Here is a 14,997-nt window from a genome sequence, read left to right as displayed (position 1 = left end):
CCGGCCCCGGCTCCCAAGCCGTCATCATCACCCAGGACCGCAACGGCCGCGCCCACGCCTGGAACGCCGTCAACCACAACGGCAAAATCACCTACGTCGACGCCCAAACCGGCAACACCAGCAACAAACCCCTCCACGACGGCTCCAACGGCGTCCACGCCATCCCCCTCGACCCCAACCGCCGCCCCACCACGAGTAGCGGAACTCCCACGCCTCCCGGCGCCGACGGGACTCGCCGGCCACCGGCCGAGCCGGCGGGGAAGCACAAGGCGGACGACACGTCCGACGACAAGGAAAAGCCCGCACCCAAGAAGAAGAAAACTCGTCCGGCGAAGGAGACCCGCGAGGCGATGCAGCAGCCTCTCGACTCCCATCAGGCGGAAGGCACTCCCGGTTACGGGCAGGAGCAAGGGCCGGACCACACTGTCCAAGGCATGCTCGGCGACGAGGCGCAACAACGCCTCCGCGAGACGCACGTCGTGCGTCAGGTGAACTGGGACAGGGTCCTGGGCAACCTGGACGGGTGGGCGGAGCGCGACGCGGAGACGGGCAAGTCACCGCTGCAGAACGTCTTCGATCACATCCGGGACCACGGCCGGATCAGCGAAGACGACCTGGGCAACCTTTTGGGCGACAACTACAAGGGGCTCAAGCAGCACGAAAGACTGGCCACCGTCTCCTGCCTCGCCCGGATGAGCTACGACTATCACGCACAGCACACTGAGATAGACGGGCACAACATCAACCCGGAGGGACTCCAGCACCACAAGGACCACAAGCCGGGCGAAAAGAAAATCAATGACACCCGAGGGCGGGTGATCGAATACGTAGCCCAAAAGAATGTCCCGGAACCCGACAACATGACGCCCGAGGAAGCCAAGAAATATCGACGCGACCTCAGAACAGAGCGGGATCGCATCAAGGGCATCTTGGATTCCAAGACGCCGGACACGGCAGCCCTGCCGGATTTCTCGGGACGGAATTACGCAGTATACGAAGTCACGGAGACCGACGGCGACGGGAACACGAAGGCCGTACACTTCATCATCGGATCGTCTGTCCCCCCGGGCGAAGGAGTCCTGAACCCGGATCACTCGGAGCCTGCCGCAGGTGAGGGACTGCGCGAACTCGACAAAAACAAGTTCAAGCGTACGGCGATGTTCACCGAATACGAGCCGTGCGGAAATGCCGGCGACCTCGGCGGCGCGGCTTGTGCTCACTACATCAGTGAAAACCTGGACCGCCCGGATAATACGGACCGCGTCCCGCACGGCGAGATGAAGAAGCAGGGCATGCCGGCCCCGCCAGCGCAGAAGAACCCCATGGAGGTTTCCTACGGAACCAGCTACCGCTATGGGGACTTCGCCGACGGCGATACGACGAAGGAAGCCCAAGAGGCGCTCAAGCAGCAGTGGAAGGACGATATGGACCGCGTCCGCGGCGAGTTGCTGCGTATATGGCTCAAGGTGCACGAATAGCCAACCGCGTAGTACCGTGCCGCTCGCATCACCGCCCCATACATCTCGCGAACGATCGGAGTGAAGTGCCGTGTCCCGGAGCGCTGTCGTCACCCGCCTGACAGAGTGGCTGCAGGAGCCAGGGCCGCGCCGCCTCAAGCTCCCCGTGACCGGCCCGGTCGGCTCCGGAAAGACCTCCTGCCTGCGGCTGGCAGAACAGGCTGTCCAAGAATTCTGCCCGGACACCCTGTATGTCGACTGCCGCGGTCTGGCGGCCGATGAAGTGGCTACGCGACTGATCAGCGACTGGGGATTCGACGAACGGTTCCTCCGTTCCCGCAACACCCCGCTGGCCGACGCGTTCGCGCACTGGACGCAGGGCAAGGAGAAAGCTGTCGTTCTCTTCGCCAATGTTCAGTGGGCGGGCGTGACGGCTACGTCAGGAGAGCCCGAGCGCGTGCTCAGTCACGTCGTCATTCCGCTTCTTCGCAGCACCAAGTGCCCGGTCGCTGTCCTCTTCGAAGTGGACGAGGAACAGGTACGGGCACCGCTGCCGTCGGGCCTCGAAGTGGAGATTCTTCCGCCGCTCGAAGCACCCGCCAGTTCCGAACCGACGTTGAGCGAATCCCTCGCGAGATTCCCTCAGTTGCGCGCGCTGGCCGCTGCCGAGACCCGAGATGTCCCGCTTGAGGCATGGTCCGCTCTCTGCTCTCCACTCGGTCTTCCAGGTGCTCTCGCCGACCTGCACCACGCGGTCAGCGCCCTGCCGCATCTTCTGACGTCGTGGTCCGACGATGCAGGAACAGAGCGCGTTGCATTTCACGCGGACGGCGTGCGCCAGCTGCTTCGCAGCGACATGCCGCTCACCCAGGGGGAGCAGACACTCATCGTCGACGCCCTGCTCGATCAGTCGCTTCGCCGCAACGACCTTCCCGAATCCTGGCGTGCACAAGACCCAGTGGCGGATTACGCCTCCCGTGCGCTCCCCCTCCACTGCGCGGCGGCCGGCGTGCTGGCCGACCTCGCACAGGATCCGGGATTCCTCGCGAATGTCGACCGACACGCGCTGCTCACCGGACTTTCCATCGCCTACCCCGCAGGAATCCCGGCAGGGCTGCCGGCCTCGGATGCCCACTACCTTGAGGCAGCCGGCATCGAGCCCACCACCCACGAGGAATGGCTCTCCTGGCTCCACTGGGCATCGCTGAATCGCGGTGCCACGGAATTCGCCGAGGGGCTGTCACGTGCGGCCGGTGAACTCCCGTGGCTGACTTGTTGGTCCCGCTGGCGGCCCTTCAGCCTGTTCGGTCCGTCACCTCGCCACGACACCGCGGAGGCGGAGGAACTCGTCGTCGGCGTCGCAAACGGCGTCGATGTGGTCGCCAGTCAGCTGGAGATCGACGAGGACGAGCTGGAAGACGACGTGGATCCCGATGCGGACTGGTATGCCGTCGAAAGGCTGTGGAGCCTCGATGACGGAGAGCCTCTGGGCAACGCAGTGCAGGTTCAACTGCATTACGACGACGACACCGACATCGACCAGGCGAGCGGCCGAGCGTTCGAACCGGTGGGAGAGCCGGACGAAGCGGAACAGATGCCTGCGCCGAGAGCCCCCTCGTCGACCACATGCCTGGTCAAGGCGGCCGATGGAATGCAGGTCCGTGGTGGTGCCGGAGGTATCTACGCCCTCCGTGTATCCGATCCGACTCGCGTGATCGGCAAGCCTCAATGGCGTAGTCGCCCCCTGCTCACCACGCACAACACCTCCGCGGTCTGGCCTCTGCCCGACGCATTGCAGGCCGATGCTCCGCCTGCACGATCGTGGTACGAGAGCGCTTTCGGGAGAGGCGCGTGTCACACCATGTCCCGCAGCGAACTGCCGGACGGCATCGTGCACGCCGACACCGTACGTTTTCTGACCGAGGTCGGTCTCCCGGCCCTCGGCGAAGACTTCAGATACCTCGCCTTCGCGCAGTCGCCTGCCATTGCAGAGGTCGCCCGCCCATCCGTCCTGCCCGCCTCCGCCGGCCCCGGCCCCTTCTTCCACGTCGGCAGATGGGTCAGGGGGGAGCTGCTGCTGGATGGCACTTCAGGCCACCTCTTCGTCACGGATGTGGGAGATGGCGATGCCGGCTGCCTCGTCAGCAGTGGTCTGAGGCAGACCTGTACGTTGCTGGCTCTCACAGTGAAGCGCCGCGAAAGCGGATTCACCGTCTGGGCGGAAGAGTTGGACGCGAAGCGCAGCCTGGCCTCCTGGGCTCGCGAGATCGACCCGGTTGCTGCCTCACACCCCCACTGGACCGCCATTCTCAGCGGCCACTGGGACGACCCTGACATGGTGTGAGAACACGGTCGACGCTGCGCGCCCAGCCCAGGGTCAGCTCAGCTCCTCCGCGATCAGATCCATCAGCAGTCCGTCCGACCAGTCGCCCGTCCGGTGGTCGCGTCCGTAGGCGCGCAGGATGCCGACTGGCTTGAAACCGACCTTGCGGTAGCTGTGGATCGCTGCGGTGTTGGCTGCGGCCGGGTCGATGGTCAGGCGGTGGTGGCCGCGTTCGTGGATCAGCCAGCGGGCCAGTGTGCGGACGGCGTCCGTACCGAGGCCGCGGCCGTGCAGGGCGGTCGCAAGGAAGATGTCGATGCTCGCGTGGCGGTATTCGGGGTCGGTCTCCTCCTCGTACTGGATCGCCCCGATGACCTTGCCGTCGAGGACGATGGCGAGCATGTCGTCGTAGTCGTCCGGCGCCGACCACCAGGCCGCGACCGCCGGTTCGCGGACGATCCGGTCGAGGGTGGCGGTGTCGGCGCGCTGCGTCGGACGGAGGAGGACCGAAGCGCCGCGAAGCGGGGTGGGGGTGCCACCGACCCACCCGGTGGCCGCGAGCACATCAGCCGCGATGTCCGGGACGGTCCGGCCATCGGTGGCCACTCGTATGGTGTCGGCGGAGGCGCGCTCGTCCAGGAGCCGCGCCTTGCGGGCGCTGCCCTCCAGCTCGTGGTCCAGTTCTGAGCCGAGTTCGCGGGCGGTCAGGCGTTCGGCGGCGCTGGCGTCGGAGGCGGTGAGGAGGACCCGCACGATGCGGGTGCCTTCCCCGATGGCGCGCTGGAACATCGCCGTGTTCTCGGGGAGGACGCTCACGGTGTTGGTGTAGATGAGGCGTCGGTAGCCGAGTTGGGCGTAGTGGGACCAGATCGCCGTGAGGTTGCGTTCGGTGATGTGGGAGCGGTGCGGGTCGTCGTCCGGGGCGGGGTGCACCTGCCCCATGAAGTCGCCTTCGATGATGGCGTGGGGGACGTCGGCGCTCCGCAGGAGGGCGGAGACCTCCCAGCCGACTGTCGTCTTGCCCACGCCGGCCCGGCCGCCGATCAGCAGCAGTTCAGCAGGGGCATGGGCAGGGCCGGGGGCGGGGGCGGGGGCGGGAGTGGCTGCCGGGGTGTCGTTCATGGGAGCAGGGTGGCAGCAGGGACCCGCCTACGCGATCGATTTGTCGGGCTTGGGGGCCCGGAGGCGCAGGGACCCAAGGACACGATGCGCGGCAACGTGCGTGGTTCGTCGGCGTAGGTGGGCATAGAACGCGCGCGAGGATGGTTCATAGTGAGGTAACAGGCAGTGAGCAGGCAGTGAGCGGACGGCGATCAGACGGTGGCCGGCAGTGGCGAGCGGCAGGGGGCTGAGCTGTATGGCGGGGATCGACAGACGGCGGGTGCTGGCGGCCGGTGGCGGGGTGGCTCTCGCTGCCGCGTTGGCCACCGCCTGTGGGTCCAATACGGGGCGTGGGAACGGGGGTTCGGGGACCGGGCTCCGTCAGTGGTACCACCAGTACGGGGAGCCGGGGACCCAGCAGGCCGTGAAGCGGTATGCCGCGGCGTACAAGAAGGCGAAGGTGTCGGTGCAGTGGCGGCCGGGTGATTACGACCGGCAGACCGCGGCCGCGCTGCTGACCGACTCGGGGCCGGACGTCTTCGAGGTCAACGGCCCGTTGCTGGATCAGATCCAGGGCGGGCAGGTGGTCGATCTGACCGCCGAGGTGGAGCCGGTGCAGGACGACTTCCATCAGGCCGTGCTCGCGCCGAAGATCTGGCGGGACAAGATCTGGGGCATTCCGCAGGCCATCGACATGCAGCTGCTCTACTACCGCAAGAGCGCGCTGAAGGATGCCGGGGTGGAACCGCCGCGGACGCTCGACGCGTTGGTGGACGCGGCGAAGGCGCTCAGCAGTAAGGGCGGCAAGGGCAAGGGGCTGTTCCTGGGGAACGACGGCGGGGTGGGGGTGCTCAGTGGGACCCCGCTGTTCGCCGCCGGGCTGAGTCTGATCGACGAGGACGGGAAGGTCGGGTTCGACGATCCGGCCGCGGCCCGGGCGCTGGGGAAGATCCGGCAGCTGTACGCGGACAAGTCGCTGCTGCTGGGGGCGCCCACGGACTGGTCCGATCCGGCCGCGTTCATCCAGGGGCTGACCGCGATGCAGTGGTCGGGGCTGTGGGCGCTGCCGCAGATCAAGAAGGCGCTGGGGGACGACTTCGGGGTGCTGCCCTTCCCGAAGGACGGGAGCGGAGGCAAGCCGGCCGTTCCCGTGGGGGCCTATGGCTCCGCGGTCAGTGCGCGCAGCGCGCGCAAGGCGGAGGCGAAGGCGTTCGCCAAGTGGCTGTGGGTGGAGCGGACCGATTTCCAGCGGGACTTCGCGCTGTCGTACGGGTTCCACATCCCGGCGCGGATCTCGTTGGCGAAGAAGGCCGCGGAGCTGCGGGAGGGTGCGGCCGCGGACGCGGTGCGGTACGCGACGGAGTACGGCCACGCCGAGCCGCTGCTGTGGACGACGGCGGACCGTACGGCCTATCAGGACGCGCTGAGCCGGATCGTCAAGGACGGCGCCAACCCGGAGAGCGAGCTGAAGGGTGTGGTGCGGAAGGTGAATGCCGAGCTTCAGCGCGCCAGGAAGAAGTAGCCGAAGAAGAAGTAGCCGAAGAAGTAGCCGATGCGGAAGGAGTGAGGGTGGGGAACGGGATGGCGATCGGGTTACGGGCTCGGCTGCTCGGGCCGCAGCGGCGGAATCTGTGGTTCTGGGTGTTCGTCGGGCCGTTCGCGCTCGGGCTGGGGCTGTTCACCTATGTGCCGCTGGCCTGGAGCGTCTACCTCAGCTTCTTCGACGCGCACAACACGGTCAGTCCGGCCGGTGCGGACTTCGTCGGGCTGGGCAACTACGGCGCGATGCTGAGCGATGCGTCGTTCCTCGGCAGCCTGGGCACGTTCTTGCTGTTCACCGCCTTCATCGTGCCGGCCACCTACACGCTCTCGCTCGCCCTGGCGCTGATGGTCAACCGACTGCGCGTCGCCCAGGCATTCTTCCGGTCGGTGTTCTTCCTGCCGACCGCCTGCTCGTATGTGGTCGCGGCGCTGATATGGAAGCTGTCGATCTTCAACGGGGTGCGGTTCGGGCTGGCCAACACCGTCCTGGGGTGGTTCGGCGCCGATCAGACGGCCTGGCTGTCGACCACCGATCCACCGTGGTACTGGCTGGTCATCGTGACCGTACGGCTGTGGTTGCAGGCCGGGTTCTACATGATTCTGTTCCTGGCCGGGCTGCAGCGGATCTCGCCGGGGCTGTACGAGGCGGCCGCGGTGGACGGGGCGCGCCCCGGCTGGCAGACCTTCCGGCACCTGACCTTTCCGCAGCTGCGGGCGACGTCCGTGGCGGTAGTGCTGCTGCTGGTGATCAACGCGTTCCAGGCGTTCGACGAGTTCTACAACCTGCTGAGCGATGCCCGCGGCTACCCGCCGTACGCCCGGCCGCCGTTGGTCTACCTCTACTACACGGCGCTGGGGCAGGACCAGAACCTCGGGCTGGGCAGTGCGGGTGCGGTGATCCTGGCGCTGATCATCGCGCTGGCGACGGTGGTGCAGGCCCGCTGGTTCGGTCTCGGCCGCAAGGCAGCGGACTGAGGGCGGCGGAGGGAAAGGGAGCGGACCGAAGGGAAGAGGAGTGACCGGCATGGGCGATGCGCTGACGAGGGTGGGACGGGCGCTGCGGGTGGTGCTGCTGATCGCGCTGGCACTGCTGTTCCTGGTCCCGTTCTATCTGCTGGTGCGCAACGGGCTGGCGACCGAGCAGGACATCACCGCTCCGCAGTGGACGTTCTTCCCGCACGATCTGCAGTGGTCGAATCTGACCGAGGTCTTCCGGGATCCGAACCTCCCCATGGGGCGGGCGCTGCTCAACTCCACGCTGATCGCGGTGTCGACGACGGTCGGTACGGTCGTGCTGGCCTCGCTCGCGGGGTACGGCCTGGCCCGGATTCCGTACCGATACGCCAATGTCGTCTTCTACGCGATCCTGGGGACGCTGATGGTGCCGGCGGCCGTGACGTTCGTCCCGAGCTTTGTGCTGGTGTCCACGCTGGGGTGGATCTCGACGCTGCGCGGGCTGATCATTCCGACGCTGTTCAGCGCCTTCGCCTGCTTCGTCTTCCGGCAGTACTTCCTGGGCTTCCCCAAGGAGCTGGAGGATGCGGCGCGGGTCGACGGGCTCGGCCACTGGCGGACGTACTGGCGCATCGTGGTGCCCAACACCCGCCCGGTCTTCGCCGCCGTCGGCACGATCGTCTTCATCGGGGCCTGGAACGCGTTCCTGTGGCCACTGGTGATCGGTCAGGACCAGGAGGCGTGGACGGTGCAGGTGGCGCTCTCCACGTTCACCACCGCGCAGAACCTCAATCTGCACGAGCTGTTCGTGGCCGCGGCCGTCTCGATCGCCCCGCTGGTGGTCGTCTTCCTGCTGCTCCAGCGGTACATCGTCGCAGGGGTGGAGCGCAGCGGGATCGATGACTGAGGCGTGGCAGGGCGGCGTATCGGGTACGGTGCGTGGCATGAGCACGCACCTGGACGTCTGTGAGGCGGAGTCGCGCGAACGCGGCCCCCACGGCGAGTGCGCGCCGCGCGGCCTGAGCTTCCTGCGCCGCCGGGGCCGGGTGGGCTCTCCCCCGGCCTGTTGTTCCGGTACGGCCTGACGGCGGTCCGCCGTGGCCCGTGCGGTCTCGGTACGGCCTGACTGACGGCCTGACGGGTTCCGGCACCACACGCTCGGGTTCCTACGGCGGTCTGACGGTCCGCTACGGCCCGTCCCGGCAATCCCCCGACCCGTCGGCCCCCTCGCGCCCCGCCGTGCGACGCCGCGCACGCACGCCCCTGGCGCGACGCCCCGCGCCCCTCCTCTCCCCTCCCCTCCCCGCGCCTTCCCTCCAGGAGGACCCGATGACGCTCCCCGCCACACCCACCCCCGCTGCGCAATCCACCGCACGCACCGCGCCCATCGCACCCACCTCACCCACCGCCCCCGCCCTGCGCCCCCACCGCATCCCCGCCGACGGGCTGTACGAGGGGCCGCGCGTCCTGCGGCGTACGCCCGACGACTGGGAGGACCGGCCGTACGAGCGCTTCGAGGTGGTGCCGCAGGCCGCCACCATCGGGGCCGAGATCCGTGGGCTGGACCTGTCCCGGCCGCTGTCCGGGGCGCTGCGCGGGGAGCTGAACCGGGCCCTGCTGGAGTGGAAGGTACTCTTCTTCCGGGGGCAGCATCTCAGCTCCGCCGCCCAGCGCGAATTCGCCGCCAATTGGGGAGAGTTGGAGACCAATCCACTCCTGGCGCAGGGGGATTCGATGGATGTGGTGCGGTTCGACAAGGCCGCCGGCGCGGCCCCCACGTTCGAGAACGTATGGCACACCGATGTCACGTTCCGGGAACGCCCGGCGCTCGGGGCGGTGTTGCAGCTGCGCGAGGTCCCGCCCGCCGGTGGGGACACGATGTGGGCCGATATGGCGGCGGCATACGACAATTTGCCTTCGAAAATCCGGACGCGGATCAATTCCGCGCGTGCGGTGCACGACTATCTTCCGGGCTTCGCGCGCTTCTACTCCGAGGCCCAACTGGCCCCATTCCAGGTGGAGTTCCCTCCCGTCGAGCATCCGGTGGTGCGCAGGCACCCGGAGACCGGGCGGCGGATGCTGTTCGTCAACGCGTCCTTCACCACCCGGATCGTGGGGCTGGCGGAGGCCGAGAGCGACCGGCTGCTGCGGCTGCTCTTCCAGCAGGCGCACGTACCGGAGTTCCAGGTCCGTTGGCGCTGGCGGGCGGGGGACGTCGCGTTCTGGGACAACCGGGCCACTCAGCACTACGCGGTGAACGACTACGGGGCGCACCGCCGGCTGGCCGAACGGGTCGCCATCGCGGGTGATCGCCCGTACTGACGCGGGCCACGCCGCCCGCCGCGCGCCCCGCCCGTCGGCCACCCGTGCCCCGGCTCGTACCCCGGCTCATGCGCCGCGCCCGCCGCTATCCCGCGCCCACGCCCTCCGCCCGCGCCCCGCGCAGCAGGGCCGCGCCCAGCGGGGTCAGGGTGTGCAGCACCGCGTTGCCCTGCCGCAGGGTGGTGAGCAGTCCGGCGTCGCGGAGCACGGTCGCGTGCTGGCTGGCGGACGCCAGCGAGACGTCGGCGCGGCGGGCGAGTTCGCTGGTGGTGCAGCCGACGCCGATGCCCTGGAGTATCGCCGAACGGGTCTGGCCGACGAGCCGCCCGAGGGAACGTTCCTGCGCCGCGTTCGGCGTGAGGCGGGGCGACTGGTGCTCCACCGGGTAGACCAGGACGGGCGTCAGGTCCGGGTTGTGGAAGGTGACCGGGGTGCGGCGGCAGAAGTACGACGGCAGCAGAAGCAGGCCCCGGCCGTTGAGATGCAGCTCGCGGTCCACCGGATAGTCGGCCTCCAGGACCGGTGGGCGCCAGCGCATCATCGGCGGCAGCGAGGCGAGCAGACGGTCCGCGCCGCCGTCGAGCAGGGCCCGGCCGCGGGCGGCGCGGTCGGCCTCGATACGGCTCTGGACGCGCGCCCAGTACGGAGCGACGGCCGCCTCGTAGTAGCGCTGCAGTACGCCGGCGAGGCGGCCCAGGGCGCGGGTCTCGCCGTCGGCCATCGCCCGTATCCACGCGGGCAGCGGGCGGGTCGTACTGGAGAGCCGGCCCAGCTCGTCGTGCAGCCGGGCGGCCGGTGTCTCGCGCAGCGCGGCGAGCGCGTCGGTCATCCCCAGGAGCCCTTCGGCGGGCGTCAGGAAATCGGGAAAATAGCCGCGCGTGGGCACCAGCGGCGCCAGCAGACGCGCTTCGCCATTCAACCTTCCGCGCGTTTCCGATCGCCATTTGCCGAACGCCGAATCGTCGCGCCTGTCACGTAGTCGATGAAAGCTTAAGACCGTCTCCCACAGTGCGTCCGGGCGCGCCGCAATGCGCACACGGGCCAGATCGAGTCCACTGAAATGGACGCGTAACACCGAACCCCCACCTCTGGTTTCCTCAGTCGGCCCCCGGCACGCCTGAGTATGCACGCCAACACGCGCGGTCACCATGCCCTTTTGGCCAGACTTGAAAAGTGTCGCGCGACCGGGCGGCCGAGCGGAATGCTGTACTCAATTCGACGGCGGCGCGAACGGCCCGGATTGCTCGATCCCGTGGGGGGTGATGGGCAAACAACCGGCCGCTCGGCGGCCCCGTCGAAGGCCGCCTTCCCGCGCCGACCGGGGTGGCGGCAGCTCCCGAGGGGGGAGTCCGGAGAAAGCGTGGGCGGCACCTCCGCACAGGTGCCGCCCTCGCCCGGGAACCCCGGGCCACCGGCCCCTCGGTGGAGCCCGCTGCGGCCAGATTGCGGACGTTTCCGCACGTCAAACCCTCCCCACTCGACCGAGTGAACTCTCCCACTCGTCCGAGCGAGTTCCGGTGACCGCCCCGCGTGGCCACTGCCACGCTCTCCGCGTGCACGAGCCAACGGTGCCCCGGCATCAAAGTGAGGGTGGCGTTGGCACCGGACTACGAGCGCTGTGTGGGCCCCGGCAGGACGTGGCTGGGCTCGGCAGGCGCCATCCAGGGCGCGCACTACGTCGGCCGCACCTGCTGACCGCGGCACGACGGCGGCACGACCACGGCATGACGGCGGGCCCGGGGCAGCGCGCCCCGGCCCCTGCCCAACGCAAGAGCGAGGGCGGCACCTCCGCACAGGGTGGATGGCTGGCTTCCTGACCTGGGAAGCCAGCCATCTCCCATGCCCCCAGGGCACTCTCAGGGCACATCGTTCAGGACGGCTTCCATCATGTCGGCCGTCCGGTCCGCCTCCGCCTCCCACAGATGCGTGTAGACGTTCAGCGTGATCGATGGCTTGGCGTGACCGAGGCGCATCTGAACCTGCTTCGGCGTCGCTCCGTTCTTGATCAGCACGGAGGCGTAGAAGTGGCGCAGATCGTGAAGCGTAGTGCCCTCGGGGACGCGCACCTTGCTGCCGGACTTCGCGAGGTAGGCGTTCGCCCGCTTGATGTTGCGGGCCCACAGCTTCGCCCAGCTTCCGCGCCGGATCGCCCCGCCCGTCTCGCTCGTGTACAGCAGCCGGGCATGGCGCCACACGGGCTTACGCCGGTTCGTCCGGTCCTCGATGTGCACGACCCTGGGCGGGAACTCCTTGCGGTGCCGCTCGATCTCGTCGACAACAGACTTCCCCTGGGGAACTGCCCTGTAGCTCTGCTTGGTCTTCGGCTCCCCCAGGTACGGCACGCCCTTGTCGGGACCGATCAGCTGCTGCTTGACCATGACGGTCTCGGCCGGCTCGTCGTCTTCCAGGCCGAACAGCTCGCCCTGGCGGAGTCCGGTGGAAGCCGCCTGCCGCACCAGGGCCCGGTACTGCGGGGACGCGGTGACGATCAGCGCCTTCACGGCCTCCGGGTCGAGCGGGTGGATCTCCGGATAGAACACCTCGGGCGGCTTGAGACCCTCCCACGGGTACTTCGGGATGATGCCCTCTTGGTGAGCCATCTTCAGGATGCTGGTGCAGACGTTCCAGGGCGTCGCGAACGTCGACGGGGCGATGACCGCGAACCGATCTTTGATCCACTTCTGTCCGTCTGCCCGTTGGATACTGCCGATCTGCCGGTTGCCGAAGGTCGGGTAGATGTGCAGCCGTAGCGCCCGCTCGACATTCGTCTCGGTCCGCTCGCGGTGTACGGCCATCTCCTGCCAGCGCTCAGCAACGACCTTGAACTTCTGTTTGCCAAGTTCCCGGTTCACGAACGTGCCGCCGTCGAGTTCGGCCGTTACCTTCGCGGCCCGGGACTCCGCGGCCGTCTTCTTCGCGAAGTTCTCCTTGCACTGCTTGCCGGACAGATCCCGGTAGCGCACCTGCCAGCGCTTCCCGGCTCCGTGCTCCGTGCTCGGGTACACGGTCGCCGTCTTGGTGCTGTGTGCTTCGCACGGCTCGGCGTCGGCCGGCGGTCGGGCCAGGTGCCAGCGGTCATACACGTCAGCCATCAGTCCCCCTCCCTCCAGAGCAAGACGCGCCAGCCATGAAGTGGCGTGCCTTCTGGAGGGGTTCATTACCGTTTCGGGTCATGCTGCGCATCGGCCTCCGATCTCTTCAGCGTCGTACTTGTCGAGCGCTTCGGCGTCGTACAGGACGTGTCGACCCCGCCTGATGAAGCACTGCGGGCCGGTTCCGGCGTAGCGCCAGTAGCGGACGGTCGCGGGCGACGTGCGGTAGCGCTCGGCGACTTCCGCAGTCGTCAGGTACCTCTTCATGACGTCCTTCCTGAAAAATCAGGGGTGGCGGCGGGCAGGGTGCCCGCGTGTGTCCGAGGTTCTGATTTCTGCGTCACCGCGTCATCTGTGTCACTCATGGCCTCTGGCCTGCGGTTTTGTGATGACGCAGAGGGTTGGGGATGCGTCATCGGTGACGCAGGCGCGCGTCATGGGATGACGCAGGTGACGCGCGATGACGCAGCCGAAGCCGTCCTGCGTCATCCGGATCGCAGCAGCTCAGGGGCTGTTTCGGGCCCCGTGGTGACGCGGGTGACGCAGCATTCCCTTTCTTAGGAAAAAGAGAGGGGGTGTCTGTTGTGGTGCGGTGCCGCTTCAAGCGTGAAGAAGGAGCCGCTTCGCGGCGCGTCTTGGGGCGGCGTTCCGCCGAACAGCAAGAGGAGCACCCCCCGCCCGTGTGCCCGGGGTGCTCCTCTTGCTTGTCCGTGCCGGTCGCGGATGCCGGTCAGAGCAGCGGGTGTTGCTCGTGGGGTGGTAGGGCCGGGCGTTGGGTCATTTCGATGTAGCGGCCTTCTTTGGTGCGGCCCCAGTCGATGAGGACGCCTCGGGCGGCGAGGGTGGGCTGAAGGCGCTTGAGGCGGTCCGAGAGAACTTTCCCGGTGGTGGGCCACCCTTTGGGCAGGGGGCGAAGTTCGTCGCCGCTGTAGAGGCCGGTGAGGCAGTTCAGCCACTCCGAGGACGTCATCCGCGTTTCCGTGCCCGGGTCGAGGGTGGCGGCGTGCTTGAGGACGGTCTGCGCGAGCAGGTCGCCTTCGATGACGTCGTCGTTGAGGTCGTCCAGGCTGCTCCGGTAGGCGGGGAGCGTACCGAAGCCGGTCGCGGCGTCGATCTGCGCGCACAGGTGCGCGAAGTCGGCCATCCGCAGGTCGGTGGGGATGTCGGCGTCGGTCGCCCGGACCTTGACGGTGAGGTCGAGGAGGGAGCCGAGGATGACAGGCAGGGCTGCTTCGAATTCGGTCCAGAGTTCCGCCTCGGTCCGCCGCACCCTGGGGCGCTCCAGGCGCAGCGGTAGAAGGCGTTCGGCGAGGTCGGGGCGGATGACGCCGACGTCGATGCCGGTCAGGAGCAGGGGGCGGCGGTAGCGGGAGCGGACGACGTCGCCGTCGCTGAAAAGGGCGCGCTTGATGCTCTCGGCTCCGGTGACGATGCAGCACATCAGGTCGGACAGGTCCGGGGCCAGGTGGCTCAGGTTGTCCAGGGCAGTGACCCATCCGGCGGCGACTGCCGTGATCAGGTTCTCTTCGTCCTTCGGGGCGCGGCGCAGGTCGCCGGTCATGCCCTCGATGATCCGAACCAGCATCCGCCCCGCCGTGGACTTGCCCGCGCCTTGCGGGCCGGTGAGGAAGGGGGCGGGAACCGGCACGGACGGGCCGAGGCAGCCGATGAGCCAGGCGAGGGCCAGGCATTCGGTCTCTGCGGTGGCGAAGTTGGTCAGCCTGAGCAGGAGGTCGATGCCCTTGCCGTCGGTGTCCGTGGCCGGCAGGGGCAGTTCCCCGGTGAGCTGGGTGCGCCGCCAGCACACCTCGCGCGGGTCGGGGGTGCAGATGTCCCACCCGGTGGGGTGGACGCGGACGGACTGCCCGTCGTCGCGGCCCAGGTCCAGCCACGTCGCACCGTCGTATCCGGGGGCGACGCGGATGTGCGTGGGCTGGACGTCCTGGCTCAGCGCGAGTGCTTCGATCAAGTCCAACGCCTCCTTGAGTGACGTGCCGTTGAACACGCCGATCCCGTCGTTGAAGAGACCGACCATGAGTTCCTGCCGGTGGCTGCCCGTGGTGCCCTGGGAACGGATCGGGCGAGCCACGGGGTGGCCGTTCTTCTGCGCGTAGACGGTGCCTTCGGTGGTACGGAAGTACCGGAAGTGGGCTTGCGCGTAGTCGGTGATGACCTCGCGGGCCGGGGTCTTCTCCTCCTCGGACAT

The 14,997-nt window shown here is 68.3% G+C and carries 13 protein-coding genes and 1 pseudogene; 8 read left to right on the top strand and 6 right to left on the bottom strand.

Going from position 1 to position 14,997, the window contains the following annotated elements:
• Together ACZ4NB_RS25045 and ACZ4NB_RS25040 are read left to right on the top strand one after the other, a co-directional pair.
• Positions 1 to 1,478, top strand: a 1,478-nt coding sequence (locus tag ACZ4NB_RS25045) for a toxin glutamine deamidase domain-containing protein (RefSeq protein WP_467664881.1), incomplete at its 5' end; no start/stop codon positions are given.
• 145 nt (positions 1,479 to 1,623) lie between these two features.
• Positions 1,624 to 3,801: an SUKH-4 family immunity protein gene (locus ACZ4NB_RS25040; protein ID WP_467664879.1), complete on the top strand. Its 2,178-nt coding sequence runs from the start codon at positions 1,624 to 1,626 to the stop codon at positions 3,799 to 3,801.
• A 33-nt stretch (positions 3,802 to 3,834) separates the two neighbouring features.
• Here the strand turns inward: ACZ4NB_RS25040 and aac(6') are convergent, their stop codons facing one another.
• The gene (gene aac(6') / locus ACZ4NB_RS25035) at positions 3,835 to 4,344 is read right to left on the bottom strand and encodes an aminoglycoside 6'-N-acetyltransferase (RefSeq protein ID WP_467664895.1); all 510 of its coding nucleotides are present in this window, start codon (positions 4,342 to 4,344) and stop codon (positions 3,835 to 3,837) included.
• Positions 4,318 to 4,902, bottom strand: a pseudogene (locus ACZ4NB_RS25030) (hypothetical protein); the annotation flags it as partial. The gene aac(6') and the pseudogene ACZ4NB_RS25030, both read right to left, overlap by 27 nt.
• Positions 4,903 to 5,137: 235 nt before the next feature.
• On the opposite strand from ACZ4NB_RS25030, the gene ACZ4NB_RS25025 reads away from it, so the two are divergent.
• The 5 genes from ACZ4NB_RS25025 (at position 5,138) to ACZ4NB_RS25005 (ending at position 9,699) form a co-directional block, all read left to right on the top strand.
• Positions 5,138 to 6,403, top strand: coding sequence for an ABC transporter substrate-binding protein (locus ACZ4NB_RS25025; protein WP_467664877.1), 1,266 nt, complete (start codon positions 5,138 to 5,140; stop codon positions 6,401 to 6,403).
• A gap of 59 nt (positions 6,404 to 6,462) precedes the next feature.
• Positions 6,463 to 7,398, top strand: a complete 936-nt coding sequence (locus ACZ4NB_RS25020; RefSeq protein WP_467664876.1) for a carbohydrate ABC transporter permease — start codon at positions 6,463 to 6,465, stop codon at positions 7,396 to 7,398.
• A gap of 49 nt (positions 7,399 to 7,447) precedes the next feature.
• Complete coding sequence (locus ACZ4NB_RS25015) at positions 7,448 to 8,284, top strand: carbohydrate ABC transporter permease (RefSeq protein WP_467664874.1); 837 nt, start codon at positions 7,448 to 7,450, stop codon at positions 8,282 to 8,284.
• A gap of 37 nt (positions 8,285 to 8,321) precedes the next feature.
• Positions 8,322 to 8,462, top strand: a complete 141-nt coding sequence (locus ACZ4NB_RS25010) for a hypothetical protein (RefSeq protein ID WP_467664873.1) — start codon at positions 8,322 to 8,324, stop codon at positions 8,460 to 8,462.
• Positions 8,463 to 8,706: 244 nt separating this feature from the next.
• Positions 8,707 to 9,699 carry a TauD/TfdA dioxygenase family protein gene (locus tag ACZ4NB_RS25005; RefSeq protein WP_467664872.1) on the top strand — a complete coding sequence of 331 codons (993 nt, stop codon included), beginning with the start codon at positions 8,707 to 8,709 and terminating at the stop codon, positions 9,697 to 9,699.
• A gap of 85 nt (positions 9,700 to 9,784) precedes the next feature.
• On the opposite strand, the gene ACZ4NB_RS25000 is transcribed toward ACZ4NB_RS25005, so the two are convergent.
• Complete coding sequence (locus tag ACZ4NB_RS25000; RefSeq protein ID WP_467664871.1) at positions 9,785 to 10,618, bottom strand: ArsR/SmtB family transcription factor; 834 nt, start codon at positions 10,616 to 10,618, stop codon at positions 9,785 to 9,787.
• 611 nt (positions 10,619 to 11,229) lie between these two features.
• Here ACZ4NB_RS25000 and ACZ4NB_RS24995 point away from each other — a divergent pair.
• Entirely contained in the window at positions 11,230 to 11,394 is a 165-nt protein-coding gene (locus ACZ4NB_RS24995; RefSeq protein WP_467664870.1) for a DUF6355 family natural product biosynthesis protein, read from the top strand.
• Positions 11,395 to 11,555: 161 nt separating this feature from the next.
• Here ACZ4NB_RS24995 and ACZ4NB_RS24990 read toward each other — a convergent pair whose 3' ends face one another.
• From ACZ4NB_RS24990 to ACZ4NB_RS24980, 3 genes are all read right to left on the bottom strand, one after another.
• Positions 11,556 to 12,791, bottom strand: a complete 1,236-nt coding sequence (locus tag ACZ4NB_RS24990) for a tyrosine-type recombinase/integrase (protein WP_467664869.1) — start codon at positions 12,789 to 12,791, stop codon at positions 11,556 to 11,558.
• A gap of 78 nt (positions 12,792 to 12,869) precedes the next feature.
• Positions 12,870 to 13,058 (bottom strand): helix-turn-helix domain-containing protein, encoded by a 189-nt coding sequence (locus ACZ4NB_RS24985; protein ID WP_391121893.1) that lies wholly within the window; start codon positions 13,056 to 13,058, stop codon positions 12,870 to 12,872.
• A gap of 463 nt (positions 13,059 to 13,521) precedes the next feature.
• Positions 13,522 to 14,997 carry an ATP-binding protein gene (locus ACZ4NB_RS24980; RefSeq protein ID WP_467664868.1) on the bottom strand — a complete coding sequence of 492 codons (1,476 nt, stop codon included), beginning with the start codon at positions 14,995 to 14,997 and terminating at the stop codon, positions 13,522 to 13,524.

The sequence above is a fragment of the Streptomyces sp. NPDC026575 genome, from assembly GCF_055567415.1.
The sequence above is the reverse complement of the archived record's forward strand: the minus strand, read 5'-3'. Positions and strand labels throughout refer to the sequence as shown.